The sequence below is a fragment of the Streptomyces sp. NPDC020422 genome (assembly GCF_044386705.1).
In the GTDB taxonomy this organism is placed as follows: domain Bacteria; phylum Actinomycetota; class Actinomycetes; order Streptomycetales; family Streptomycetaceae; genus Streptomyces.
Window position 1 is genome coordinate 273,472 of sequence record NZ_JBIRVJ010000008.1, and the last position, 25,396, is coordinate 298,867.

General features: G+C 71.3%; 21 protein-coding genes. 7 read left to right on the forward strand and 14 right to left on the reverse strand.

The genetic code is table 11. The features are described 5' to 3' along the window. Positions 1-9: 9 nt before the first annotated feature. The 4 genes from ACH414_RS23120 to ACH414_RS23135 form a co-directional block, all read right to left on the reverse strand. Positions 10-639: a DUF2567 domain-containing protein gene (locus ACH414_RS23120; RefSeq protein ID WP_382540301.1), complete on the reverse strand. Its 630-nt coding sequence runs from the start codon at positions 637-639 to the stop codon at positions 10-12. A 96-nt stretch (positions 640-735) separates the two neighbouring features. Then, a complete protein-coding gene (locus ACH414_RS23125) occupies positions 736-1,566 on the reverse strand; it encodes an ABC transporter permease (RefSeq protein WP_382540304.1) in 831 nt (276 codons plus the stop codon). A 49-nt stretch (positions 1,567-1,615) separates the two neighbouring features. Next, positions 1,616-2,587 carry an ABC transporter ATP-binding protein gene (locus ACH414_RS23130; protein ID WP_386565261.1) on the reverse strand — a complete coding sequence of 324 codons (972 nt, stop codon included), beginning with the start codon at positions 2,585-2,587 and terminating at the stop codon, positions 1,616-1,618. A gap of 20 nt (positions 2,588-2,607) precedes the next feature. Next, positions 2,608-3,918, reverse strand: coding sequence for an NYN domain-containing protein (locus ACH414_RS23135; RefSeq protein WP_382540306.1), 1,311 nt, complete (start codon positions 3,916-3,918; stop codon positions 2,608-2,610). Between the two features lie 217 nt (positions 3,919-4,135). Here ACH414_RS23135 and ACH414_RS23140 point away from each other — a divergent pair, with 217 nt between their 5' ends. Continuing rightward, complete coding sequence (locus ACH414_RS23140; protein ID WP_382540309.1) at positions 4,136-4,309, forward strand: hypothetical protein; 174 nt, start codon at positions 4,136-4,138, stop codon at positions 4,307-4,309. Positions 4,310-4,378: 69 nt separating this feature from the next. On the opposite strand, the gene dnaE is transcribed toward ACH414_RS23140, so the two are convergent. Further along, positions 4,379-7,921, reverse strand: a complete 3,543-nt coding sequence (dnaE, locus tag ACH414_RS23145) for a DNA polymerase III subunit alpha (protein WP_382540312.1) — start codon at positions 7,919-7,921, stop codon at positions 4,379-4,381. A 156-nt stretch (positions 7,922-8,077) separates the two neighbouring features. On the opposite strand from dnaE, the gene ACH414_RS23150 reads away from it, so the two are divergent. From ACH414_RS23150 to ACH414_RS23170, 5 genes are all read left to right on the forward strand, one after another. Next, positions 8,078-9,403: a DUF2252 domain-containing protein gene (locus ACH414_RS23150; RefSeq protein ID WP_386565080.1), complete on the forward strand. Its 1,326-nt coding sequence runs from the start codon at positions 8,078-8,080 to the stop codon at positions 9,401-9,403. An 81-nt stretch (positions 9,404-9,484) separates the two neighbouring features. Beyond that, positions 9,485-10,204 carry a hypothetical protein gene (locus ACH414_RS23155; protein WP_382540317.1) on the forward strand — a complete coding sequence of 240 codons (720 nt, stop codon included), beginning with the start codon at positions 9,485-9,487 and terminating at the stop codon, positions 10,202-10,204. A gap of 60 nt (positions 10,205-10,264) precedes the next feature. Next, complete coding sequence (locus tag ACH414_RS23160) at positions 10,265-11,080, forward strand: thioredoxin domain-containing protein (protein WP_398943169.1); 816 nt, start codon at positions 10,265-10,267, stop codon at positions 11,078-11,080. Between the two features lie 163 nt (positions 11,081-11,243). After that, positions 11,244-12,893: an alkaline phosphatase D family protein gene (locus tag ACH414_RS23165; RefSeq protein ID WP_386565082.1), complete on the forward strand. Its 1,650-nt coding sequence runs from the start codon at positions 11,244-11,246 to the stop codon at positions 12,891-12,893. A gap of 325 nt (positions 12,894-13,218) precedes the next feature. Then, the gene (locus ACH414_RS23170; protein WP_398943171.1) at positions 13,219-14,187 is read left to right on the forward strand and encodes a zinc metalloprotease; all 969 of its coding nucleotides are present in this window, start codon (positions 13,219-13,221) and stop codon (positions 14,185-14,187) included. An 80-nt stretch (positions 14,188-14,267) separates the two neighbouring features. Here the strand turns inward: ACH414_RS23170 and ACH414_RS23175 are convergent, their stop codons facing one another. The 6 genes from ACH414_RS23175 to ACH414_RS23200 are packed head-to-tail and all read right to left on the reverse strand — an operon-like array spanning position 14,268 to position 19,355. Then, entirely contained in the window at positions 14,268-14,837 is a 570-nt protein-coding gene (locus tag ACH414_RS23175; protein ID WP_398943173.1) for a dienelactone hydrolase family protein, read from the reverse strand. A 31-nt stretch (positions 14,838-14,868) separates the two neighbouring features. After that, on the reverse strand, positions 14,869-16,455 hold the full coding sequence (locus tag ACH414_RS23180; RefSeq protein WP_382540331.1) for a Na+/H+ antiporter: 1,587 nt from the start codon (positions 16,453-16,455) through the stop codon (positions 14,869-14,871). 51 nt (positions 16,456-16,506) lie between these two features. After that, positions 16,507-16,977, reverse strand: a complete 471-nt coding sequence (locus ACH414_RS23185) for a GNAT family N-acetyltransferase (protein ID WP_382540334.1) — start codon at positions 16,975-16,977, stop codon at positions 16,507-16,509. Continuing rightward, a complete protein-coding gene (locus ACH414_RS23190) occupies positions 16,974-17,915 on the reverse strand; it encodes an RluA family pseudouridine synthase (protein ID WP_128982242.1) in 942 nt (313 codons plus the stop codon). Before ACH414_RS23190 ends, ACH414_RS23185 begins: the two co-directional genes overlap by 4 nt. A 17-nt stretch (positions 17,916-17,932) precedes the next feature. Next, complete coding sequence (lspA, locus tag ACH414_RS23195) at positions 17,933-18,514, reverse strand: signal peptidase II (protein WP_382540337.1); 582 nt, start codon at positions 18,512-18,514, stop codon at positions 17,933-17,935. A 34-nt stretch (positions 18,515-18,548) separates the two neighbouring features. Next, positions 18,549-19,355 carry a TraR/DksA family transcriptional regulator gene (locus ACH414_RS23200; protein WP_398943176.1) on the reverse strand — a complete coding sequence of 269 codons (807 nt, stop codon included), beginning with the start codon at positions 19,353-19,355 and terminating at the stop codon, positions 18,549-18,551. 561 nt (positions 19,356-19,916) lie between these two features. On the opposite strand from ACH414_RS23200, the gene ileS reads away from it, so the two are divergent. After that, positions 19,917-23,060, forward strand: coding sequence for an isoleucine--tRNA ligase (gene ileS, locus ACH414_RS23205; protein WP_386565089.1), 3,144 nt, complete (start codon positions 19,917-19,919; stop codon positions 23,058-23,060). A 182-nt stretch (positions 23,061-23,242) separates the two neighbouring features. Here ileS and ACH414_RS23210 read toward each other — a convergent pair whose 3' ends face one another. From ACH414_RS23210 to ACH414_RS23220, 3 genes are all read right to left on the reverse strand, one after another. Next, positions 23,243-24,319, reverse strand: coding sequence for a DivIVA domain-containing protein (locus ACH414_RS23210; protein WP_382540345.1), 1,077 nt, complete (start codon positions 24,317-24,319; stop codon positions 23,243-23,245). Between the two features lie 67 nt (positions 24,320-24,386). Continuing rightward, positions 24,387-24,677, reverse strand: a complete 291-nt coding sequence (locus tag ACH414_RS23215; protein WP_361164094.1) for a YggT family protein — start codon at positions 24,675-24,677, stop codon at positions 24,387-24,389. 70 nt (positions 24,678-24,747) lie between these two features. Further along, a complete protein-coding gene (locus ACH414_RS23220) occupies positions 24,748-25,371 on the reverse strand; it encodes a cell division protein SepF (RefSeq protein ID WP_382540349.1) in 624 nt (207 codons plus the stop codon). Positions 25,372-25,396 lie beyond the last annotated feature (25 nt).

The window sequence follows — 25,396 nt, forward strand, 5'->3', positions numbered from 1 at the left end:
CCCGCCGGCTCAGGCCTTGTCGAGGGGCAGGGGCGGCCAGGGGCCGTCCTCCGGCTCCGGGTCGCGGGGGCCGAAGAGCGCCGTCAGGGCGAGGTGCACGATCATCGCGGCGATCGGCCAGGCCAGCATCGCCGCGGCCGCCATGTTGAGCTCCAGGGGCGCCTGGAAGTCGACGTTCGGCCCGACCGCCTTGGCATGGGCGACGACGTCGCGGTCCGGCCCGAGCCAGACGCCCACGCGCCAGGCGAGCAGCGAGCCGAGCACACCGCCGAGCGCCAGCCCGAGGACGAGGGCGATGCCGCCGTGCCGGTGGATCAGGAAGACCAGCGCGGCGGCCACCGCGCCGAAGCCCAGGGCGAGCAGGACGAACGTTCCGTCCATGCCGATCGCCGCCTCCCCCTCGCTGTTGCGCAGGAAGACCGCCTTGCCGTCGGAGATCAGGGTGACCCGCGGCGCGAGCCACAGCCACAGCAGTCCGAGCAGGACGCCGGCCACGCCGGAGACGGCGGCCACCACGGCGGCCTGCCGAAGCTCGGTGCCGGTGCTCGGGGCACCGTCCGGTTCGGGCTGCGCCGGATGGGGCGCGGGCCAGGCGGAGTCGTTCGGCGGCTGGTGCGGCGGAGTCAGAGGTGCGGTCACCACGCCATCGTGCCAGGTACACCTGTGCACCGCCTCAGCGGACCGGCCCCGGGCCCGGGGCCCCGGCCGTGATCAGCCCCGAGGGCCCGGCGGCGGTCAGCGGACCGCGGCCCTCCGGTACGCCCAGGTGGCGACGGCGAGCGAGAGGACGCCCACCGCCCCGCACACGGCGAGGTCCAGGCAGACCGCCGTCCAGTCCGGGTGCGCGTCGAAGGTGCGGGCCAGGGCCTCCACCCCGTACGTGGAGGGCAGCAGGTCACGCGCCCAGCCGATGGGGCCGGGCAGCCGCTCGGCCGGCAGCACGCCGAGCAGCAGCGCCGCCGACATGCCCAGCTGGCCGAGCAGGGTGGCGAGCTCCGGTCGCGGGGCGAGCAGCCCCAGGGCCGCGCCGAGCCCGGCGAGGGCGGCACCCGACAGGGGCACGACCGCGGCCAGGATCCACAGGTGCCCCAGCGGCAGACCGAACAGCACGGAGCCGGCGACCGCGGTGACCACCGTCCCGGGCACGGTGAAGGAGGCGTACGCCCCGGCCGCGCCGAGCACGACTGCGGCGGGCGGCACGGGCAGCGTCGCGTAGTGGTCGAGCCCGCCGCCGGCCCGCAGCTGCCCGAAGTACTGGGCGAGCAGGTTGAGCGCGACGAAGGCGACCACGAGGACGGCCGAGCCGGCCACGACGGCCCGCGCCTCCGCGCCGCCGTCCACGACCCCCCGCATCAGGACCATGATCCCGACGGACTGGAAGGTCGCCACGAAGAGCAGCGGGATCCGGGAGACCCGGGCCCGCGAGAGCTGGGCGCGGTACACGGCGCCGAGCGCGGGCAGCAGCCGGGCGCGCGGGGCGAGGGGCGCGGCGGCGTGGTCCTCCGCGTCCCGGGTCGGGGCGGCGACTGCGGTGGCCGGCAGGGCCTCGGCGGGCAGGGTGCTCAACTCGTACGGCTCCTGACGGACAGGACGGACAGGTACGTCATGCAAGGGGTCACGCCTTCACCAGTCCCCGGTTCGTGCCGCCGAGCGCCAGGTACACGTCCTCCAGGCTCGGCGTCGCCAGCGTGAAGTCGTCCAGCGCGGCGAACGCGGCTCCGCCGGTCACCGCGGCGACCGCGGCCCGCGCCTCGTCCGGGGCCAGCCGGAGCGTCCAGCGGCGCCCCGACTCCTGGGCGGACGGCCGCAGCGCGGCCACCTCGGGGATCTCCAGGGGGGCGTGTTCGCGCCAGACGAGCTCGACCCGCACCTCTCCCGCGACCCGCTCCTTGAGTCCGGCCGGCGTGTCGCAGGCGATGACCCGGCCGCGGTCGATGACGGCGACCCGGTCCAGGACGGTCTCGGCCTCGATGACGTTGTGGGTGACGAGCAGCACGGTGGCGCCCCGCTCGGCGCGCCGCCGGTCGACGGCGGCCCACACGGCGCGCCGGGCGACGGGGTCCATGCCGGTGGTGGGCTCGTCGAGGACGAGGACCGGCCGCTCGCCGACGAGGGCGGCGGCGACACAGGCGAGCCGGCGCTGGCCGCCGGAGAGCTTCTTCAGGGGGCGCCCGGCGATCTCGCCGAGGCCGAGCTCGTCGAGGACGGCGTCCCGCTCGGCGCGGGCTGCGCGGGCGTCGAGCCCGCGCAGCCGGCCGGTGGTCTCGGCGGCCAGGGCGACGGTCAGCTCGTCGAGGGCGGTGGACTCCTGGCCGAGGTGGGCGAGCAGCCGGGCGGCGCGCTCGGGGTGGCGCACCAGGTCGTGGCCGAGCATCCGGACCGTGCCGGAGTCGGGGCGCATCAGACCGGTCAGCTGGCGCACGAGGGTGGACTTGCCGGCGCCGTTGGGGCCGAGCAGGCCGAAGATCTCGCCGCCGCGCACATCGAGGCTGATCCCGTCCGTGGCCCGGATCTCGGGGGTCGCGGGTGCTCCGCGTCTGCCGCGTGTGGCGGGGTACGTCTTGACCAGATCCCGCACCACGCACACCGTACTCACGAGGGATGAGCCTACGGGGTCCCCCGGCTCTCCTCGGGCGCGGGGGCGTGTTGCGCGGCGGCGTGCATGTCGATCTCGCGCCAGAAACCGGCCCGGATCGCATAGCGGTCGTGCTCGTCGATCTGGTCGTCCTTGTGGGCGAGGAGGCCGAAGCGGGCGGCGTAGCGGAGGAGTTCGCCGTCGATGCGGTGCGGGATGCGCGGGTACATGGCGGCGAGCTTGTGGACGTGGCCCTGCTCGTGGCCTTGCTCGGGAAGCCGGTCGAGCCAGCGGCGGGCGAACACCTGGCCGACCTCGAAGGGGTCGCCGCCGACGGTGGTGATGTCCTCCTCGCGGTCGGCCCAGCGCTGCTCGGCGCTGGTGAGCTGGGCGAGGGTGGGCAGGAAGGCGGTCTCCGCGGGCTCGCCGAGGGGGGCGGCGGGCCGGTCGATCCAGCCCTTGTCGGAGGACCAGCGCAGGGTGGCGCCGGCCGGGTGCGGGGCCGCGGGGGCGGCCGGGCCGCGCAGCGCGGCGAGGTCCTTGGGGGTGGGGACGGCCTTGGCGGAGGGTGCGGGGATGGCGGAGCCGTGGACGGTCTCCGGATCGGCGGCGGTGCCCGGCCGGGCCGCGGTGGGGGCGACCGACTCCGCGCGGGACCCGTTGTGGGCGGCGGCCGCGGCGGCGCGCTCGGCGGAGGCGGCGAGCGCGGACTCGGGCAGCGGCGCGGAGAGGATGGCGGCGATCTCGGGGCGGGGCACCGGCGGCGTGGCGCACAGGCCGCTGAGGTCCTTGGCGCGGACCGCCCGGGTGATCCAGGCCCGGTCCAGCACCCGGCGTTCGTCGGCCTCGGCGACCAGGTCCTCCGACTGGTTGTAGTCGCCGTCGGCGGCCTGGACGGCCCAGAGGTGGACGGCGACGCCGTGTTCCTTGGCGGACATCAGACCGGGCAGCAGGTCGCCGTCGCCGGTGACGAGGACGATGTCGGAGCAGGCGCGGTTCCTGGCGAGCTCGGTGAGCTCGGTGTGCATGGCCGCGTCGACGCCCTTCTGTGCCCAGCGTCCGTCGGTACGGGTGAGGGCGCCGAGCCGGACGGTGACCCTGGGCATCACGCGCAGCCTGCGGTGCTCGGGCTGGGGCACCCGGTCGGGTGCGCCGTCGAACCAGTAGATCCGCAGCAGCGGCTGCTGGGTGTCGGCCTCGGCCCGTTCACGCAGTTGCTGGATGAGCGCGGAGTGGTCGACGGTGATCCGCGACCGGGCCGGTTCCCCGGCGAGGAGGCTTGCGGCGGCGCCCAGCAGATAGCCGGCGTCCACCAGGACGACGCAGCGGTCCACGTGTTCCACCCTCTTTCGGGAACCTCGGGATCGGAAGTGCTCCAGGTTGCTCCGAGTCTGCCCGACCGCGCTCGTGTAGAGGTCCGGAACTGGATCATCGGCGTGGCGGATCTCACGCCCGGACCGCGCTTACCGTCCGTAATGATCCAAAATGCGGCACTTCCTGCCGTGTGTGAGTCTGACAGCGGCCCTGGCCCCCACACCCCTTTGAGGAGGCATCATCCCCATGGCCAAGAACCGAAAGCAGGACCGCAGTCAGCAGCGAGGCTCGCAGGCCGAGCGCGGCCAGCAGCAGGCACAGCAGTCTTCGATGGAGTCCCAGGCCGAGCAGCGCATGAGCCAGGTCACCCCGGGCGACATGGCCCGCAAGGGTCGGCAGAAGCGTTTCGGCCACAACTGACGGCCGACGGCAAAGGGGCGCGCCCGTGACGACGGGCGCGCCCCTTGCGCGTGCAGTGGGGTGGGACGGTCAGCCGGCCAGGCAGGAGGGGCCGAGCAGCACCTTCAGATCGCCGAAGAGCGCCGGATCGGGCTGGACCCGGTGCCGGTCGAGCCGCAGCACGGTGGTCGAGCGCGGCCCCTGGAGCTTGATGCGGACCTCGGTGTTGCCCTTGTGGTGCTGGAGGATCTCGCCGAGCCTGCTGATCATCGGCGGGGTGACCTTGACCGTGGGGATGGTGAGGATCACCGGCGCGTTGGTCCCGGCGTTGGAGAGGTCGGGGACCATCAGCTCCATGGCGACCAGACGGGGGACGTCCTCGCGCTTGTCGAGCCGGCCCTTGACGAAGACGACCGCGTCCTCGACCAGCTGGGTGGAGACCAGCTGGTAGGTGGCCGGGAAGAACATGCACTCGATGGAGCCGGCCAGGTCCTCGACGGTGGCGATGGCCCAGGCGTTGCCCTGCTTGGTCATCTTCCGCTGGAGACCGGAGATGATGCCGCCGATGGTGACGACCGCGCCGTCGGCGTGCTCCCCGCCGGTGAGCTGGGAGATGCCGGCGTCGGTCTTGTCGGACAGGACGTGTTCGAGGCCGAAGAGCGGGTGGTCGGAGACGTAGAGGCCGAGCATCTCCCGCTCCTGGGCGAGCAGGTAGGACTTCTCCCACTCGACGTCGGAGAACTCGACGTCGAGGCCGAAGCCGGGCTCGTCGCTGTCCTCCTCGCCCATGCCGCCGAAGAGGTCGAACTGGCCCTCGGCCTCCTTGCGCTTGACCGCGACCACGGTGTCGATCATCGGCTCGTGCTGGGCGACGAGGCCCTTGCGGGTGTGGCCCATGGTGTCGAAGGCGCCGGCCTTGATCAGCGACTCGATCGTGCGCTTGTTGCAGACCACGGCCTCGACCTTGTCGAGGAAGTCGGGGAAGGAGCTGTACTTCCCCTTGCTCTTGCGGGTCTTGATGATCGACTCGACGACGTTGGAGCCGACGTTGCGGACGGCGGTGAGGCCGAAGAGGATCACGTCGTCGCCCTGGGCGGCGAAGTTCGCCTCGGACTCGTTGACGTTCGGCGGGAGCACCTTGATGCCCATGCGGCGGCACTCGTTCAGATAGACGGCCGACTTGTCCTTGTCGTCCTTGACCGAGGTGAGCAGTCCGGCCATGTACTCGGCGGGGTAGTTCGCCTTGAGGTACGCGGTCCAGTAGGAGACGAGGCCGTACGCGGCGGAGTGCGCCTTGTTGAACGCGTAGCCGGCGAAGGGGACCAGGACGTCCCACAGGGCCTGGATGGCCTCGTCGCTGTAGCCCTTCTTCTTGGCGCCGGCCTGGAAGATGGTGAAGTTCTTCGCCAGCTCGTCGGGCTTCTTCTTGCCCATGACGCGGCGGAGGATGTCGGCCTCGCCGAGCGAGTAGCCGGCGATGATCTGGGCGGCCTTCTGGACCTGCTCCTGGTAGACGATCAGGCCGTAGGTGACGTCCAGGACCTCCCGGAGCGGTTCCTCCAGCTCCGGGTGGATCGGGGTGATCTCCTGCTGCTTGTTCTTGCGCAGGGCGTAGTTCGTGTGCGAGTTCATGCCCATCGGGCCCGGGCGGTAGAGCGCGGACACGGCGGAGATGTCTTCGAAGTTGTCGGGCTTCATCAGCCGCAGCAGGGACCGCATGGGGCCGCCGTCGAACTGGAAGACGCCGAGGGTGTCACCGCGCTGGAGCAGTTCGAAGGTCTTCGGGTCGTCCAGCGGCAGGGCGAGCAGGTCGAGGTCGATGCCCTTGTTGGCCTTCACCATCTTGACGGCGTCGTCCATGATCGTGAGGTTCCTGAGGCCCAGGAAGTCCATCTTGATCAGGCCGAGCGACTCGCACTGGGGGTAGTCCCACTGCGTGATGGTCACGCCGTCGGTGTGCCGCACCCAGATCGGGGCGTGGTCGACGATCGGCTCGCTGGACATGATCACGCCGGCCGCGTGCACGCCCATCTGCCGGACCAGGCCCTCGACGCCCTTGGCGGTGTCGATGACCTTCTTCACGTCGGGCTCGTTCTCGTACATCGCCCGGATCTCGCCGGCCTCGCTGTAGCGCGGGTGCGAGGGGTTGGTGATGCCGTCGAGGTCGATGCCCTTGCCGAGGACGTCGGCGGGCATGGCCTTGGTGAGGCGGTCGCCCATCGCGTACGGGTAGCCCAGGACGCGGGCCGAGTCCTTGATGGCGTTCTTCGCCTTGATCTTTCCGTACGTGCCGATCATGGCGACCTTGTCGGCGCCGTACTTCTCGGTCACGTACCGGATCACCTCGACGCGCCGGCGCTCGTCGAAGTCGATGTCGACATCGGGCATGGAGACGCGCTCGGGGTTGAGGAAGCGCTCGAAGATCAGTCCGTGCGGGATGGGGTCGAGGTCGGTGATGCCCATGGCGTACGCGACGATCGAGCCGGCCGCGGAGCCTCGGCCGGGGCCGACCGCGATGCCCTGCTTCTTGGCCCACATGATGAAGTCGGCGACGACGAGGAAGTAGCCCGGGAACCCCATCTGGATGATGACGTCCATCTCGTACTCGGCCTGCTTCTGCCGGTCCTCGGGGACGCCGTCGGGGTAGCGGCGGGCCAGGCCGCGCCGCACCTCCTCCTTGAACCAGGTGACGTTGGTGTAGCCCTCTTCCGGGATGTCGAACTTCGGCATCAGGTCGCGCGGCTCGAACATGCCGGTGGTGTCGATCTGCTCGGCCACCAGCAGGGTGTTGCGGCAGCCCTCCTGCCAGGCGTCCGAGGAGTCGATCGCGTACATCTCGTCCGTGGACTTCAGGTAGTAGCCGGTGCCGTCGAACTTGAAGCGGTCCGGGTCGGAGAGGTTCTTGCCGGTCTGGATGCACAGCAGGGCGTCGTGGGCGCTGGCCTCGTGCGCGTAGGTGTAGTGCGAGTCGTTGGTGACCAGCGGCGGGATGCCGAGCTTCTTGCCGATCTCCAGGAGCCCGTCGCGGACCCGGCGCTCGATCTCGATGCCGTGGTCCATCAGCTCCAGGAAGTAGCGGTCCTTGCCGAAGATGTCCTGGTACTCGGAGGCGGACTTCAGGGCCTCGTCGAACTGGCCGAGACGCAGCCTCGTCTGGAGCTCGCCGGAGGGGCAGCCGGTGGAGGCGATGAGCCCCTCCGACCACTGGGAGATGGTCTCCTTGTCCATCCGCGGCCACTTCTGCAGCCAGCCCTCGGCGTAGGCGTCGGAGGACAGCCGGAAGAGGTTGTGCAGACCGGTGGAGTTCGCCGCCCAGATGGTCTTGTGGGTGTAACCGCCGGAGCCGGAGACGTCGTCCCGCTTCTGGTGCGGCTGGCCCCACTGGATCTTGCGCTTGTTGCGCCGGGACTCCGGGGCGACATAGGCCTCGATGCCGATGATCGGCGTCACACCGGCCTTCTTGGCGCTGTGGAAGAAGTCGTAGGCCCCGTGCAGGTTGCCGTGGTCGGACATCGCGATGTGGGTCATGCCCATCTCGTTGCACGCGTTGAACATGTCCTTCAGCCGCGCGGCACCGTCCAGCAGGGAGTACTGGGTGTGGACGTGGAGGTGCGTGAAGGGCGGCCGGGTCACGAGGGATGCCTCCAATGAATTCCTGGGGGGACAGCGTGGAAGTCTACGTCGCCCGACTGACAACCCGCGGGCACTCGCGGGTACCGTCGCGCGTTGGGAGACAGAGAACACCTGTCCCATTTGTCATGCACAGTTTTCAGCCAGGAGGCACTCTCGATGTCGGTCCCCCAGCCCACCGCCGCCGAGCGCGGTGAGCAGATCCTCGCCGTCTTCGACACCGCCTTCGGCGAGCTGCTCGCCGCCGACCCGGCTGCCTTCAAGGTCAAGTTCCGCAAGATGGCCGGCTCCGCCTTCGCCTTCTACCGGGGCACGGCCTGCCTCTTCTACAAGGACCTGGAGCGCGAGGCGCACGGCGGCCCGTACCTGGACGAGCGGACCGGCCGGGTGTGGATCCACGGCGATCTGCACGCCGAGAACTTCGGCACCTACATGGACGCCAACGGACGCCTGATCTTCAACGTCAACGACTTCGACGAGGCCTACGTCGGCCCCTTCACCTGGGACCTCAAGCGGCTCGCCGCCTCCCTGGCGCTGCTCGGCTACACCAAGGCGCTCGGTGACGACCAGATCACCGAGCTGGTGCGGATCTACGCCGCGGCCTACCGCGAGCGCATCCACGCGCTGGCGACCGGCGTGAAGGACGACGAGATCCCGCCCTTCACGCTGGACACGGCGAGCGGCGCCCTCCTCGGCGCCCTGCGCGACGCGCGCGGGATGACGCGGTTCGGCCTGCTGGACTCGATGACCGAGATCCGCGAGTTCGAGCGCCGCTTCGCCCCCGGCGGCGGCGCCATCGAGCTCGACGCGGCCACCCGCTACAAGGTCCTCGCCGCCTTCGACGGCTATCTGGAGACCCTGCCGGAGTCGAGCCTGGCGCGCCCGGACTCGTACCGGGTGAAGGACGTCGTCGGGCGCCGCGGCATCGGCATCGGCTCGGCCGGCCTCCCCTCGTACAACATCCTCCTGGAGGGGCACAGCGACGCCCTGGAGAACGACGTCGTGATCTACATGAAGCAGGCGCAGACCCCCGCGGTCTCGCGTCACGTGACGGACTCGGCGGTGCGGGACTACTTCCGGCACGAGGGCCACCGCACGGTGATCTCGCAGCGGGCCCTGCAGGCGAACGCCGACCCGTGGCTCGGCTGGGCGGAGCTGGACGGCGCCGGGCAGCTGGTCGCCGAGGTCTCGCCGTACGCGGTGGACCTGGACTGGTCGGACATCGACGACCCCGAGGAGATCGCGGCGACCGTGGCCGACCTCGGGCGGGCGACCGCGGCCATGCACGCGGCGGCGGACGACTCCAGCGGCCAGTCGCTGGTGCCGTTCTCCACCGAGCGGGCCATCGACGCGGCGATCGCGGCCGACGAGGAGGGCTTCGGCGAGCTCCTGGTGGACTTCGCGCACGACTACGGTGCGCGGGCGCGGGCCGACCACCAGATCTTCGTGGACCTCTTCCGCAACGGGCGCATCCCGGGGCTGTAGGGACGGGCGGGCCGGCCCGCCGCCGTTCACAGGTCGGCCTTAGGGGCGGCTTACGGCCGGGCATGGCACACTTCCACGGCGATGGACATGGCAAGCACTCAGCTGAGAGCCCTACGGGCGGCGATCTTCACGACCCTGGTCGTGGCGCTGTCCGTGGCCTCGCATGTGCTCCTGTCCGGGGTGCCGCTGCCGCTGGGGACGGTCGTCCCGGTCGGGGCCGGCGTCTTCGCCGTGGCCTACGCCCTGGCCGGCCGCGAGCGCGGCTTCGGCCCCATCGCGGGGCTCCTCGTCCCGCTGGAGCTGGCCGCCGACACGCTCTTCACCAGCGGGCAGGCCGCCTGCTACGGCCCCGCCGGCGGACCGGTCGCCGGTTCGCTGCGCGCGGTGGGCTTCGACGTGGACGCGCTCTGCGGCGGCGCCCTCGGCTCCCCGCTGCCCGGTGTGGCGGTCCCCGGGAGCGGGACGGCGGCGGCCCTGCTGAGCTCCCCCGATCCGGCGGTGCCCTGGCTGCTGCTCGCCGCCCATGTGGCGGTCGGGCTCTCGGCGGCCTGCTGGCTGCGCGGCGGGGAGCGGGCGCTCGCCCGGCTGCTGCGGGCGGCCATGGCCCTCGCCTTCCGGCCGCTGCTCCTGGTGGCGGCCTTCTTCCGCGTCGTGGGGACGGCCCCGCGGCGCGCCGGGCGTCCCGTGGACCGGCCGCGCCGGTCGCGGGCCCGGCTGCTCGTGCACTCCGTGGGACGGCGTGGACCGCCGTGCTCCGCGGGCTTCCGGCGCGCCTCGGCGCCGGCGCTCGCACTCGTCTGAGCAAGCACGCGGTCCTTTCGCCCGATTCCCTTCCTCCTTCATGTCACGGAGTTCACGATCATGAGCAAGCGCAACAGCCAGGCCAGCAAGGCAGCCGCCCGCGAGCGGCTCCGCGAGGAGCGCGAGCGCCAGGCCAAGAAGGACAAGGCGCGCCGCCAGGTCGTCGTCGCGGTCTCGGCGGTCGCCGCCCTCGCGGTCGTCGGCGGCATCAGCTACGCCATCGTCCAGGCCAACAAGCCCTCCGCGTGGGAGGCCGCCGCGGACGCGAAGAACGTCACGGCCCCGAAGAACACCGAGGGCGCGAACGGCACGACCGTCGTCATCGGCAAGGCCGAGGCCAAGAAGACCCTGGAGCTGTACGAGGACTCCCGCTGCCCCGTCTGCGCGACCTTCGAGCAGGGCGTGGGCGCCACGGTGGCTAAGGACGTCGCCGACGGCAAGTACAAGATCAAGTACGTGGGTGCCACCTTCATCGACAACTCCGACCAGGGCGAGGGCTCGAAGAACGCCCTGTCGGCCCTGGGCGCGGCGCTGAACGTGAGCCCGGAGGCCTTCCTCACGTACAAGGAGGCGCTGTACTCGACGAAGTTCCACCCGGAGGAGAGCCAGGACAAGTTCGCCAAGGACTCCTACCTCCTGGAGGTGGCGGACTCGGTGCCGGCCCTGAAGGGCAACGCCGAGTTCAAGAAGAACGTCGAGGACGGCACCTTCGACGCCTGGGCGATGAAGATGTCGCAGGCCTTCGACGCGAGCGGGGTCAAGGGCACGCCGACGCTGAAGATGGACGGCAAGGCCCTGACCGCCGAGGGCAGCGAGAACCCGCCGCTGACGGTGGACCAGTTCAACGCGGCGCTCGCCAAGGTGATGAAGGGCTGACGCCCTCCTCGGCACCCTCCGCCGGCCCCCGGCCCCGCCGCAGCGCGGTGGTCCGGGGGCCGCGGTGTCGGTACGGGGCGCCAGGCGACGTCCCGCGGAAGAGTCGGCGAACTTTGCGCACGGCTCTGCCCATTCGCCTTACCGGTCGGTAATCTGACGGCCCGTGACCAGTCGTAACCTCATATCCTCCCCCAGCCGCCGCACCGTCGTGAAGGCCGCCGCCGTGACGGCCGTCGCGACCCCGGCCCTGGTGGCCGCCGCCTCGCCCGCGCTCGCCGAGGCCACGGCGCCCGCCTTCCTGCACGGCGTCGCCTCGGGCGACCCGCTGCCCGACGGCGTCCTGCTCTGGACGCGCGTCACCCCCTCCCCCGACGCCGTACCCGGTTCCGGCAAGGGCCCCGACCTCGACGTCTCCTGGGAGCTCGCCGAGGACCGCGCCTTCACCAGGCCGGTGGCCGCCGGCACGGCCCTGGCCACCGCGGCCGGCGACCACACCGTCAAGGCGGACGTCCGCGGCCTGCGCCCGGCGACCTCCTACTGGTTCCGCTTCACCGCCGGCGGGGTCGCCTCCCCCACCGGCCGCACCCGCACGGCGCCCGCCGCCGACTCGGCCGCGCCCGGCGTCCGCTTCGGCGTGGTCTCCTGCGCCAACTGGGAGGCTGGCTACTTCTCCGCCTACCGCCACCTGGCCGCCCGCACCGACCTGGACGCGGTGCTCCACCTCGGCGACTACGTCTACGAGTACGCCACCGGCGCCTACCCGGACGCCAAGTACGTCGTACGGCGGCACGAGCCGGCCCACGAGATCGTCTCGCTCGCCGACTACCGCGTCCGGCACGGGAAGTACAAGACGGACCCCGACCTCCAGGCGCTGCACGCGGCGCACCCGGTGGTCGCGATCTGGGACGACCACGAGTTCGCCAACGACGCCTGGTCGGGCGGCGCCGAGAACCACACGCCGGGCGCCGAGGGGGCGTGGGCGGACCGGGTGGCGGCGGCCAAGCGCGCGTACTTCGAGTGGATGCCGGTGCGCACCTCGACCGAGGGCACCGTCTTCCGGCGGCTGCGCTTCGGCAGGCTGGCCGATCTGCACCTGCTCGACCTGCGCTCCTTCCGCTCCCAGCAGGCGGGCGTGGGCAGCGGCAAGGTCGACGACCCGGAGCGCTCCATCACCGGCCGGGCGCAGCTGGACTGGCTGAAGTCGGGGCTCTCGTCCTCGGACGCGACCTGGCAGCTGGTGGGCACCTCGGTGATGATCTCGCCGGTGGCCTTCGGCTCCCTGCCGGCCCATCTGCTCGAACCGCTGGCCGAGCTGCTCGGGCTGCCCAAGGAGGGCATCGCGGTCAACGTCGACCAGTGGGACGGCTACACGGACGACCGCAGGGAGCTCCTGCGGCACCTGACGGACCGGGGCATCCGCAACACGGTCTTCCTGACCGGTGACATCCACATGGCCTGGGCCAACGACGTGCCGGTGACGGCGGCGACGTACCCGCTCTCGGCCTCCGCGGCGACCGAGTTCGTGGTGACCTCGGTGACCTCGGACAACCTGGACGACACGCTGCACGTGGCGCCGGGCACGGTCTCGCTGGTGGCGGCGGGCGCGATCAAGGCCGCCAACCGCCATGTGAAGTGGGTGGACATGGACCACCACGGCTACGGCGTCCTCGACGTGAATGCCGAGCGTTCGCAGATGGACTACTACACGCTCTCCGACCGGGCGGACGTGAACGCCACGGCGGCCTGGGCCCGCTCGTACCGCACGCTCAGCGGAACGCAGCGTGTCGAGCGCGTGTACCAGCCGGTGCGCTGAGGCAGACCGGCCGATCATTTTCAGCCATGATCGCCTTTGTTAACGGCAGATCACATGGCTACGGCGGGTGGCGAGTCCGGGAGATCGAAACCGGACACACCACCCGCCTTTGTCGTCACTTCTGTTACGTCGACGTCTCAAACCCTGGAATCGGCGCAAGTTTTTCTTCCCCATGACCCGATTTGCGGCACGAATGATTGGGCTTGATCAATCCTCAACGATGTCTGACATGGACGCGTAATCTCCCGGCCAGTGGCGAGGAAGTGCCTCCCCACACCCCCCGCGAGGAGTCACCGTGCGCGCTTTCGTCCGCATATCGCCGCGTATGTCACGCCGTGTGCTCGGCACCGCCGTGATGGCCGGAACCCTGGCCCTGGCGCCCCTCTCCGCCCCGGCGGCGACCCCGACCACGACGACGCTGGCCTCCGCCGAGAAGTGCGCGGACGGCTCCGCCACCCTGTCGGGCGCCCGCAAGGCCAAGTCCGGCGCCACCAAGGCCGAGCCCAACGACATCACCGCCGCCCAGGCCAAGGCCATGGACGACGACCTGAAGAAGAAGGTCTCCGCCGCCCGCGCCGCCGGCCGGCTCTCCGCGACCGCCGGAGCAGACGCCGCCGCCACGGTGACGATCCCCGTCTACTTCCACGTCATCCACAGCGGCACGACGGGCAAGCTCAGCAGCACCGCCGTCAACAACCAGATCGCCGTCCTCAACGCCGCGTACGCCGGCCAGGGCAGCGGCAACGTGAACTCGGGCTTCCAGTTCTCCCTCGCCGCGACCGACTACACGGACAACGCCACCTGGTACAACGTGTCCTCCGGCTCGCAGGCCGAGAAGGACATGAAGAACACCCTCCGCAAGGGCGGCGCCAACGCGCTGAACATCTACACCGCCAACCTCGGCGGCGGCCTCCTCGGCTGGGCGACCTTCCCGTCCTCGTACAACTCCAGCCCGAAGATGGACGGTGTCGTCATCCTCGACACCTCCCTCCCGGGCGGCTCCGCCACCAACTACAACGAGGGCGACACCGCGACCCACGAGGTCGGCCACTGGATGGGCCTGTACCACACCTTCCAGGGCGGCTGCACCGGCAACGGCGACTACGTCGCCGACACCCCGGCCGAGAAGAGCGCCGCCTTCGAGTGCCCGACTGGCCGTGACACCTGCACCTCCAAGGCGGGTGTGGACCCGATCCACAACTTCATGGACTACACGTACGACTCCTGCATGTACCAGTTCACCTCGGGCCAGGTGACCCGCATGAACGACTCCTGGGTCGCGTACCGCGCCTGACGCACCGTCCGGACACACGGGCGTGGCCCCCGGGGAACTCCCCCGGGGGCCACGCCCTTTCGGTCCCGTCGGCCCGGGAGCTACAGGCTGTCCAGGAAGGACAGCGCGACCGACCAGGTCTCCTCCGCCGCCTGCGCGTCCCAGTCCGGCAGCTCCGGGTCGGTGTAGACGTGCCCGGCGCCCCGGTAGCGGTAGACCTCCACGTCCGCGCCGGCCCTGCGCATCTGCAGGTACCAGGCCGACAGCCAGTCGTCCGTCTCGAACGGGTCGGGCTCCGCCACGTGCAGCTGCACGGGCAGCTCGTCCACCGACGCCGACTCGGCGATGTCCGAGGTGCCGTGGAGCAGCAGCAGCCCCCGCGCCTTCTCGTCGCCGAGCGCCAGCGTCTGCGCCACCGATGCCCCGAAGGACAGGCCCATGTAGACGAGCCCCCGCTCCGAGTACGGGGCGGCGGCGAGGACCGCGCGCCGGAGCAGCTCGTCCTTGCCGATCTCGTCCCTGAGCGCCATGCCCTCCTCGACCGTGCCGGCCGTCCGGCCCTCGAAGAGGTCCGGCGTCCAGACCTGGTGCCCGGCGGCCCGCAGCCGCTCGGCCGCGGCCTGAACCGCGGGGCGCATCCCGTAGACCGAGTGGAAAAGCATGATGTCCATGCGGCCCATCCTGCCACCCGCCGGACCTGCCCTAACGCATGCTGCGCACGTCCAGCTGGCGCAGCACCCGGTCCACCACCTCCGGGTCGGCGCCCGGCTCGCTGCGCGCCGAGAGCACCGCGTGGCGGGCCGCCGACATCAGCTCCTTCTGGATCCGCTGCATCTTCTTCACCCGCTCCACCCGCTCGGTGAACGCCGCCCGCCGCTCGTCGTCGACCATGTCCGGACTGATCCGCGCCCCGATGTCGTAGGCCCCCCGCTGCAGCCGCTCCGCGAGCTCCTCGGGCAGCTCCTCGGCCTCCTCGATCTCCTTCAGGCGCCGCTTGGCCGCCTTCGCCGCGCGGACGGCGAGATCCCGCTCGAAGGCCCGCTCCGCGTCGGCGTCGGCCCGCACGCCGAGCCGCCTCACGAGCCAGGGCAGGGTGAGCCCCTGGACGACGAGGGTGGCGATGATCACACAGAAGGCGATGAAGACGATCTCGTCCCGGCCGGGGAAGGGCGCGCCGTCGTCCGTGCGCAGCGGGATGGCGAGGGCGAGCGCCACCGAGGCCACCCCGCGCATCCCCGACCACCACATGACGACGGTCTCCCGCCAGCTCATCGGGATCTCCTCGGCGTAGTCCCGCCCGGTGTGCAGCCGCTTCGCCAGCCAGGTGGCGGGCAGCAGCCACAGCAGCCGGACGCCGACCACCACGCCCACGACGGCAGCGCCCCAGCCGAGCACCTGCCGCCCGTGGTCCTCGACGACCCCGAAGACGTTCACGAGCTCCAGGCCGATCAGCCCGAACGCGATGCCGGTGACCAGCATGTCGACCACCTCCCAGAAGCTCTGCGCGGCGAGCCGGCCCATCACGTCGTCGGCGTCGACCGCGTGCTCGGCGAGGAAGAGCGCGGTGACCAGCACGGCGAGCACTCCGGAGCCGTGCAGCTCCTCGGCGAGCACGTAGGAGACGAAGGGCACCAGCAGGGTGAGGCCGGTCTGCAGGGTGACGTCGCCGAGGAAGCCCATCAGCTTGTTGGTGAGCCAGCCGAGCGCGAGTCCGACGCCGATCGCGACGACGGCCGACAGGACCAGCGCGCCGAGCGCCTCGGGCCACGAGAAGGAGCCGCTGACCACGGCCGTGATCGCCACGTTGTAGAGCACGATCGCGGTGACGTCGTTGAAGAGCCCCTCGCCCTCCAGGATCGACACGAGCCGCCTCGGCAGCCCCAGCGAGCCCGCCACCGCGGTCGCCGCGACCGGGTCGGGCGGGGCCACCAGGGCGCCGAGCGCGAGCGCGGCGGCCAGCGGGATCGCGGGCACGAGCAGGTCGGCGACCGCGCCGACGGCAGCCGTGGTGACGAAGACCAGGGCCACCGCGAGCAGGAAGATCGGGCGCCTGTTCGCCGCGAACTGGCGCCAGGAGGTGCGCTGAACGGAGGCGTACAGCAGGGGTGGCAGCACCAGCGGCAGGATGTACTCGGGCGGGATGTCGACGTCGGGCACGAAGGGCAGGAAGGCCAGCACGATCCCGACGAGGGTCATCAGGACGGGTGCGGGCAGCCCGAGCCGGTCCCCGAGGGGCACGGTCAGCACGGCGCCGAGGAGCAGCAGGAACAGCAGGGCCAATTGATCCACGGCCCCACCCTGTCACGTACGTCCGCTTTGGCAGGTATTACCCCTGCCGGATCACAGCGCCCTTCGCATCGCGCGGTGCGGCATCCCGGCGTCCGGGAACTCCGGGCCGTACGCCTCGTAGCCCAGCCGCTCGTAGAAGCCGAGCGCATGGGTCTGGGCGTGCAGGTCGACGGCGGCGAGGCCGCGCCCGCGGGCCGCGTCCTCGATGGCCCGGACCAGGGCCGCGCCCACCCCGAGGCCGCGCGCGGCCTTGTTCACGGCGAGCCGGCCGAGCGAGCCCACCGAGGCGTCGGCGCCGGTCTTGGCGGTCGCGTCCGCCCCGGTCAGGAGCCGGCCGGTGCCCAGCGGCACCCCGTCCTGCCGGATCGCGAGGACATGCACGGCGGTCGCGTCGTACGAGTCGTACTCCAGCTCCTGCGGGACGCCCTGCTCCTCGACGAAGACCTCGCGGCGGACCGCGAAGCAGGCCTCGCGGTCCTCGGCGGCCGCGGCCTCCCGGACGGTGTACGCGGGCCCGGTCACCGGCTCTCCGACGCGATCCGGTCGAGCGCGGTCTGCAGGTCCGCCGGGTAGGTGCTGGCGAACTCGACCCACTGGCCGTCGCCGGGGTGCTCGAAGCCGAGCCGCACCGCGTGCAGCCACTGGCGGGTGAGGCCGAGGCGCTTCGCCATCGTGGGGTCGGCGCCGTAGGTGAGGTCGCCGACGCAGGGGTGGCGGTGGGCGGACATGTGCACCCGGATCTGGTGGGTGCGGCCCGTCTCCAGCTTGATGTCGAGCAGCGAGGCCGCGCGGTAGGCCTCGATGAGGTCGTAGTGGGTCACGGACGCCTTGCCGTCGGCGGTGACGGCCCACTTGTAGTCGTGGTTCGGGTGCCGGCCGATGGGGGCGTCGATGGTGCCGCTCAGCGGGTCCGGGTGGCCCTGCACCAGGGCGTGGTAGCGCTTGTCGACCACGCGCTCCTTGAACTGGCGCTTCAGCGAGGTGTACGCGTACTCCGACTTCGCCACCACCATCAGGCCGGAGGTGCCGACGTCGAGGCGGTGCACGATGCCCTGGCGCTCGGCGGCGCCGGAGGTGGAGATCCGGTAGCCGGCGGCGGCGAGGCCGCCGATCACGGTGGTGCCGGTCCAGCCGGGGCTGGGGTGGGCGGCGACGCCGACCGGCTTCATGATCACGACGATGTCGTCGTCGTCGTGGACGATCTCCATGCCCTCGACGGGCTCCGCGACGACCTGCACCGGGGCGGGCGCGCCGGGCATCTCGACCTCGAGCCACGCGCCGCCGCTGACCCGCTCGGACTTGCCGACGACGGCGCCGTCGACCTGGACCTTGCCTGCGGCGGCCAGCTCGGCCGCCTTCGTACGGGAGAACCCGAACATACGGGCGATGGCGGCGTCGACGCGCTCGCCCTCAAGGCCATCGGGAACGGGCAGGGTGCGGATCTCGGGACTCGTGCTCACCCGTCGAGTATGCCTTGTCAGTCCTTGTGGACGGTGCCGTCGGGGTCCAGGCCCCGGAAGGACAGCAGGACGATCAGGATGCCGCCGCAGACGATCGCCGAGTCGGCCAGGTTGAAGACGGCGAAGTGGGCCGGGGCGATGAAGTCCACGACCGCACCCTCGAAGACGCCCGGGGAGCGGAAGATCCGGTCGGTCAGATTGCCGAGCGCACCGCCGAGCAGCAGCCCGAGCGCGATCGCCCAGGGCAGGCTGTAGAGCTTGCGCGCGAGACGGATGATCACCGCGATGACCACGGCCGCGATCACCGTGAAGATGATCGTGAAGGCCTCGCCCATGCCGAAGGCGGCGCCCGGGTTGCGGATGGCCTCGAAGCGCAGCAGGTCGCCGACGACCTTGACCGGCGCGTGCCCCTCCAGCTTCTCGACCACCAGCATCTTGCTGCCGAGGTCGAGCAGATAGGCCAGCACGGCCACGACGAACAGGGCGACGATCCGTCGCCTCCCCGTGGGCCGCTGCTCGGGGACGGCCGTCTCGTCGGCCCCTGCTGAATCCGGCGTACCTGAATCCGGCGTACCGATGACGCTCTCCGCCTCTGCCATGTGCACGAGGGTACGGCACACTCCCCGCGCCACGTCAGCCGCGGCGCTCCTGCTTCTGCTTGTCCTCCACACAGAGCGTGGCCCGGGGAAAGGCCTGCATCCTGGCCTTGCCGATGGGCTTGCCGCAGACCTCGCACAGGCCGTACGTGCCCGCGTCGAGCCGCTCCAGGGCGTGCTCGGTCTGTTCCAGCATCTCGCGCGCGTTGGCCGCCAGGGCGAGCTCGTGCTCGCGCGTGATGTTCTTCGTGCCGGTGTCGGCCTGGTCGTCGCCGGCGCCGTCGCCGGAGTCGCGCATCAGGCCGGTCAGCTCCTCCTGCGAGTGGACCAGCTCGCTCCGCAGCCGCAGCACCTCCGCCTGCAGCACGCTGCGGGCCTCGGCGACCTCCTCCGGGGTCCACGGGTCCTCCCCCGGCCGTACGGCGAGCTCGCCGGTACGGGAGTGGGGCACCGCGGCGTCGCTCGCGGCCGTCGTGACACCGCCCGCGGTCTTCTTCGCTGCCACCGTCCTGGCTCCTGTCTTCTCGGTCGCGGTCTTCGCCGTCCTGGCGGTCTTCTTCGTCGCCTTCTCCGGCCCGGCCGCCTTGTCGGCCGTCGCCGTCTTCCTCGCCGCCGCGGTCTTCGCGGGTGCCGCCTTCTTCGCAGGCGTCTTCTTGGCGGCCGCCTTCTTGGCAGGCGCCTTCTTGGCAGGCGCCTTCTTGGCAGCCGCCTTCTTGGCAGGCGCCTTCTTGGCAGGCGCTTTGCTCGCGGCCTTCGCCGTGGTCTTCGCGGGCGCGGACTTCTTGACGGCCGTCGCGTTCTTCGCGGTGGTCGCCTTCTTCGCGGCGGTCTTCTTCGCCGTCATGTCGCGGCCCCTTCACATTTTGTGATCTTGCTCGCGAATCGTGCTGGGACGATAAATCGGCCCAAGGCCCGCGGCAACGGGGCACGCCGCCCTGCACGCCCGCCCCGGCGCCCTTCGGGACGAGCCTGCCTCGGTTGTGCCCAGCTCCCTGGCGGGTTATCCGTCCCCGCCCTCCCCCACTTGGCCGAAGTCCGACTCCGCGCGGGCCCGTGTGCCCATTCGGGTCACGGGGAAACACCCGAAAACCGGTCGGCCGGTGCCGCCCGGGCCCCGTACACTGGCCTGAGCGAAAGGCTTGGATGGGGACGAGTAGCGTCGTACGCAGCCATGAGCGACCCGGGGACGGTGAGAGCCCGGGGGCGAGCCCGATGTGAAGCATCACCCCGGAGCTGCCGGAAGAAAACCGCGGTCGAACGCGGCGAGTAGACCCGGCGTCGCGACCCCAATGAGGGGGCCCAGGACGGCAGCGGCCGGCCGGGGCCAAGGAGGGTGGTACCGCGGGAGCCGTGCTCTCGTCCCTCCGGACGGAAGCGCAACAGCCCGCCGGAGGAGCTCGCAAGCATGACGCCGCCGCAATACCGCCAGGTGCCCGCCCAGGTCGACCTGCCCGCGCTCGAGCACGCGGTGCTCGACTTCTGGCAGGACAACAAGGTCTTCGCCAAGACCCTGGAGCAGTCCGAGGGACGCCCCGAGTGGGTGTTCTACGAGGGCCCGCCCACCGCCAACGGCATGCCCGGCGCCCACCACATCGAGGCCCGCGTCTTCAAGGACGTCTTCCCCCGCTTCCGCACCATGCGGGGCTACCACGTGGCCCGCAAGGCCGGCTGGGACTGCCACGGCCTGCCGGTCGAGCTCGCCGTCGAGAAGGAGCTCGGCTTCTCCGGCAAGAAGGACATCGAGGCGTACGGCATCGCCGAGTTCAACGCCAAGTGCCGCGAGTCCGTGACCCGGCACACCGACGCCTTCGCCGAGCTGACGACCCGCATGGGCTACTGGGTCGACCTCGACGACGCGTACCGGACCATGGACCCCTCGTACATCGAGTCGGTCTGGTGGTCGCTGAAGCAGATCTTCGACAAGGACCTGCTCGTCCAGGACCACCGGGTCGCCCCCTGGTGCCCCCGCTGCGGCACCGGCCTGTCCGACCACGAGCTGGCCCAGGGCTACGAGACGGTCGTCGACCCCTCGGTGTACGTGCGCTTCCCGCTGACCTCCGGCCCGCTCGCCGGCAAGGCGGCGCTGGTGGTCTGGACGACGACCCCCTGGACCCTGGTGTCCAACACGGCCGTCGCCGCCCACCCCGAGGTGACCTACGTGGTCGCCACGGACGGCGACGAGCGCCTGGTCGTCGCCGAGCCGCTCCTGGAGAAGGCGCTCGGCGAGGGCTGGGTGACCACCGGCGAGTCCTTCACCGGCGCCGAGATGGAGCGCTGGACCTACCAGCGCCCCTTCGAGCTGGTGGAGTTCCCCGACGAGGCCCACTACGTCGTCAACGCCGAGTACGTGACGACCGAGGACGGTACGGGGCTGGTCCACCAGTCGCCCGCCTTCGGCGAGGACGACCTCAAGGTCTGCAAGGCGTACGGCCTTCCGGTCGTGAACCCGGTCCGCCCCGACGGCACCTTCGAGGAGGACGTGCCGCTGGTCGGCGGCGTCTTCTTCAAGAAGGCCGACGAGCGGCTGACCGCCGACCTGGACGCGCGCGGCCTGCTCTACCGGCACATCGCGTACGAGCACAGCTACCCGCACTGCTGGCGCTGCCACACGGCGCTGCTGTACTACGCGCAGCCGTCCTGGTACATCCGTACGACCGCGGTCAAGGACCGTCTCCTCCAGGAGAACGAGAAGACCAACTGGTTCCCGGACTCGGTCAAGCACGGGCGCTTCGGCGACTGGCTGAACAACAACATCGACTGGGCGCTCTCCCGCAACCGCTACTGGGGCACCCCGCTGCCGATCTGGCGCTGCGCGGAGGACCACCTCACGTGCGTGGGCTCGCGCGCGGAGCTGTCCGAGCTGACCGGCACGGACCAGTCCGAGCTCGACCCGCACCGCCCGTTCATCGACGCGGTGACCTTCCCGTGCCCGACGGAGGGCTGCGGCCTGGAGTCGGTCCGGGTGCCGGAGGTCATCGACGCCTGGTACGACTCGGGCTCGATGCCGTTCGCGCAGTACGGCTACCCGTACCAGAACAAGGAGCTCTTCGAGTCGCGCTACCCGGCGCAGTTCATCTCGGAGGCGATCGACCAGACCCGCGGCTGGTTCTACACGCTGATGGCGGTCGGCACCCTGGTCTTCGACAAGTCCTCGTACGAGAACGTCGTCTGCCTCGGCCACATCCTCGCCGAGGACGGCCGCAAGATGTCCAAGCACCTGGGCAACATCCTGCAGCCGATCCCGCTGATGGACCAGCACGGCGCCGACGCGGTCCGCTGGTTCATGGCGGCCGGCGGCTCGCCGTGGGCGGCGCGGCGCGTGGGTCACGGCACGATCCAGGAGGTCGTCCGCAAGACGCTCCTCACCTACTGGAACACGGTCGCCTTCCAGGCCCTGTACGCCCGCACCTCCGGCTGGGCCCCGTCCGCGGCCGACCCGGCGCCGGCCGACCGCACGGTCCTCGACCGCTGGCTGCTGTCCGAGCTGAACACGCTGGTGGCCGAGGCCACCGAGGCGATGGAGGCGTACGACACCCAGCGCACCGGCAAGCTGCTCTCGGCGTTCGTCGACGACCTCTCCAACTGGTACGTGCGGCGCTCGCGCCGGCGCTTCTGGCAGGGCGACAAGGGCGCGCTGCGCACCCTGCACGAGGTCGTGGAGACGGTCACCCGCCTGATGGCCCCGCTGACCCCCTTCATCACCGAGCGGGTGTGGCAGGACCTGGTCGTCCCGGTCACCCCGGACGCCCCGGAGTCGGTCCACCTGGCGACGTGGCCCGAGGTGGACCCGTCGCTGGTCGACCCGGCCCTCTCGGAGCAGATGCTGCTGGTGCGCCGCCTGGTCGAGCTGGGCCGTGCGACCCGCGCCGAGTCGGGTGTGAAGACCCGCCAGCCGCTCTCCCGGGCGCTGGTCGCGGCGACGGGCTTCGCGGCCCTGTCCCCCGAGCTCCAGGCGCAGATCACGGAGGAGCTGAACGTCTCCTCGCTCGCCTCCCTCTCGGAGGTCGGCGGCTCCCTCGTCGACACGACGGCCAAGGCGAACTTCCGCGCGCTGGGCAAGCGTTTCGGCAAGGGCGTCCAGGACGTGGCGAAGGCGGTGGCGGCGGCGGACGCGGCGGCGCTGTCGCTGGCGCTGCGCGACGGCCAGGCCGTGGTGACGGTGAACGGCGAGGAGGTGACGCTGACCCCCGAGGAGGTCATCATCACCGAGACCCCCCGCGAGGGCTGGTCGGTGGCCTCGGACTCCGGCGCCACGGTCGCCCTCGACCTGGAGATCACCCCGGAGCTGCGCAGGGCGGGCCTGGCCCGTGACGCGATCCGCCTGATCCAGGAGGCCCGCAAGAACAGCGGCCTGGACGTCGCCGACCGCATCGCCCTGCGCTGGACCTCCACGTCCCCCGAGACGACGGAGGCCCTGACGGCCCACGCCGCCCTGATCGCGGACGAGGTCCTGGCCACGGACCACGCGGAGGGCCCCGCCGACGACACGTACGGCGCCCCCTTCGAAGACGAGGGCCTGGCCCTCACCTTCCGCCTCCGCAAGGCATAACAGCCCGCGGCCGAAGGGCCCGGCCCCCTCCCGGGGCCGGGCCCTTCGCCGTACCCCGGGAGGCGAGGGCCCGGTCGAGGCCGCCCTCCCCCGACGCACACGCACGCAAAAGGGCCGGGCCCTGGGAATCAACCCAGGGCCCGGCCCTTGAGACTGCCGACGACGGCGCTATGCGCGGGCCGTCAGTTGTCGTCCTCGTCGATGAGGAAGCCGCGCATCGGCGCCGGCGCCTGCTGCATCGGCTGCGGAGCCTGCGGACGGACCGGAGCCATCGGCTGGGTCATCGCCGGGGACATCTGCTGCTGACCGCCGTACGACGGGGCGCCGCCCATCGTGCCGTTGCCGCCGAAGGACGGGGCGGGGGCACCCGCCGAGGCCATCGAGGGGGACGGCGGCAGGGACGCGGTCGCGGGGGTGCGCGCCGGGGCCAGCGAGTCGTCGGCCTGGGTCTCCAGCTGACGCAGCTGCGACTCCAGGTACGACTTCAGGCGGGTCCGGTACTCACGCTCGAAGCCCCGCAGGTCCTCGACCTTGCGCTCGAGGGTCGCACGGGCGGACTCCAGGGAGCCCATCGCGACGCGGTGCTTCTCCTGCGCGTCCCGCTCCAGCGCGTCGGCCTTGGCGCGGGCGTCCCGCTCCAGGCCCTCGGCGCGCGAACGCGCCTCGCCGACGATCTTGTTGGCCTCGGAACGGGCCTCCGCGATCGCCTGGTCCGCGGTCTGCTGGGCCAGCGAGAGGACACGCGCGGCGCTGTCGCCACCCGGACCCTGGGCCGGCTGCATGGGCTGCATCGGCTGCATGGGCTGCATCGGCTGCTGCTGCGGGTGACCCATGGGACCGCCCTGCATGGGGCCGCCCTGCATCGGGCCGGGGCCCATCGGGCCGCCCTGCATCGGACCGCCCTGCATGGGGCCGGCGGGAAGCGCGGGCGCACCGGACGGCAGCTGCGGCGGGCCCATCTGCGGGGGCTGCTGCTGGGCCGGCGGACCGGATATGGCGGCGGGCACGGGGGCGCCGGGACCGACGGGACGGTCCTGCGGCTCCGGCGGCTTGCGCATGCCCTGCTGCTGCTGGTTCTGCGCGGCGGCACGGGTCGCGGCGGCCAGCTTGGCGCGCAGGTCCTCGTTCTCGCGGAGCAGACGGGTCAGCTCGGCCTCGACCTCGTCGAGAAAGGCATCGACCTCGTCCTCGTCATAGCCTTCTCGAAGGCGGACGGTCGTGAACTGCTTGTTCCGCACGTCCTCGGGGGTCAGCGGCATCTCTTCTTCACCTCTACGTAGTCGTCGGCAGTCGGCAAGACCGTATCGTCCACATTTACCTCCACCATCACCTCGCGAAGCTGCTCACGACGGAGATCAGGATGTAGACGATGATCATCAGAACGAAGAAGGACAGGTCGAGTGCCACGCCCCCGAGACGCAGCGGCGGGATGAGCCGCCGCAGAAGCTTGAGCGGTGGATCGGTGACAGTGTAGGTGGCCTCCAGAACGACCACCATCGCCTTACCGGGTTGCCATGAACGGGCGAACTGGAAGACGTAGTCCATGACCAGCCGGAAGATCAGGAGGACAAGGAAGCACATCAGCGCGATGTAGACCACCTGCAGTGCGACGCCCATCCCGCGCTTCCCTCTCCCCTGGCTCTCGCTTGTCCGGCCTCGCGGCCGGGTCGTTCTCGGTCTCGTGTTCTCAGCTCTGGTTGAAGAATCCGCCCTCTGCGATGCGGGCCTTGTCCTCCGCCGTGACATCGACGTTAGCAGGCGACAACAGGAACACCTTCTGCGTCACGCGCTCAATGCTGCCATGGAGCCCGAAGACGAGTCCGGCGGCAAAGTCGACAAGTCGCTTCGCGTCGGTGTCGTCCATCTCCGTGAGGTTCATGATCACCGGGGTGCCCTCGCGGAAGTGTTCCCCGATGGTACGGGCCTCGTTGTACGTCCGCGGGTGCAGCGTGGTGATGCGGTACGGCTCCCGCTCGGACACGACCTTGGGCATGATCACCGGTGCGTTCTTCTCCAGGTTCGGGCGTTCTGGTGTGATGGATGCCACGGGGGCAATTCGGGCCGGACGCCCGCTCTCGGCGGGTACCGGGACAGAATGGGACACGGGCTCCCGGGGTGCGGGCGGGCTCACCACGCGCACCGGCTCCTCCCGCTCCACCTGGCGCGGGGGCTGGTGATGGCGCCGGTCGCGCTCGGGCTCCGGCTCCAGCTCGGGTTCGAAGTCGTCGTCGGGGTCGAAGCCCCGGCCGTCGTAGCCATCGTCCTCCACGAGGCCGAGGTAGACCGCCATCTTGCGCATCGCGCCGGCCATTCTCTGAATCCTCCGCTCTGTGGTG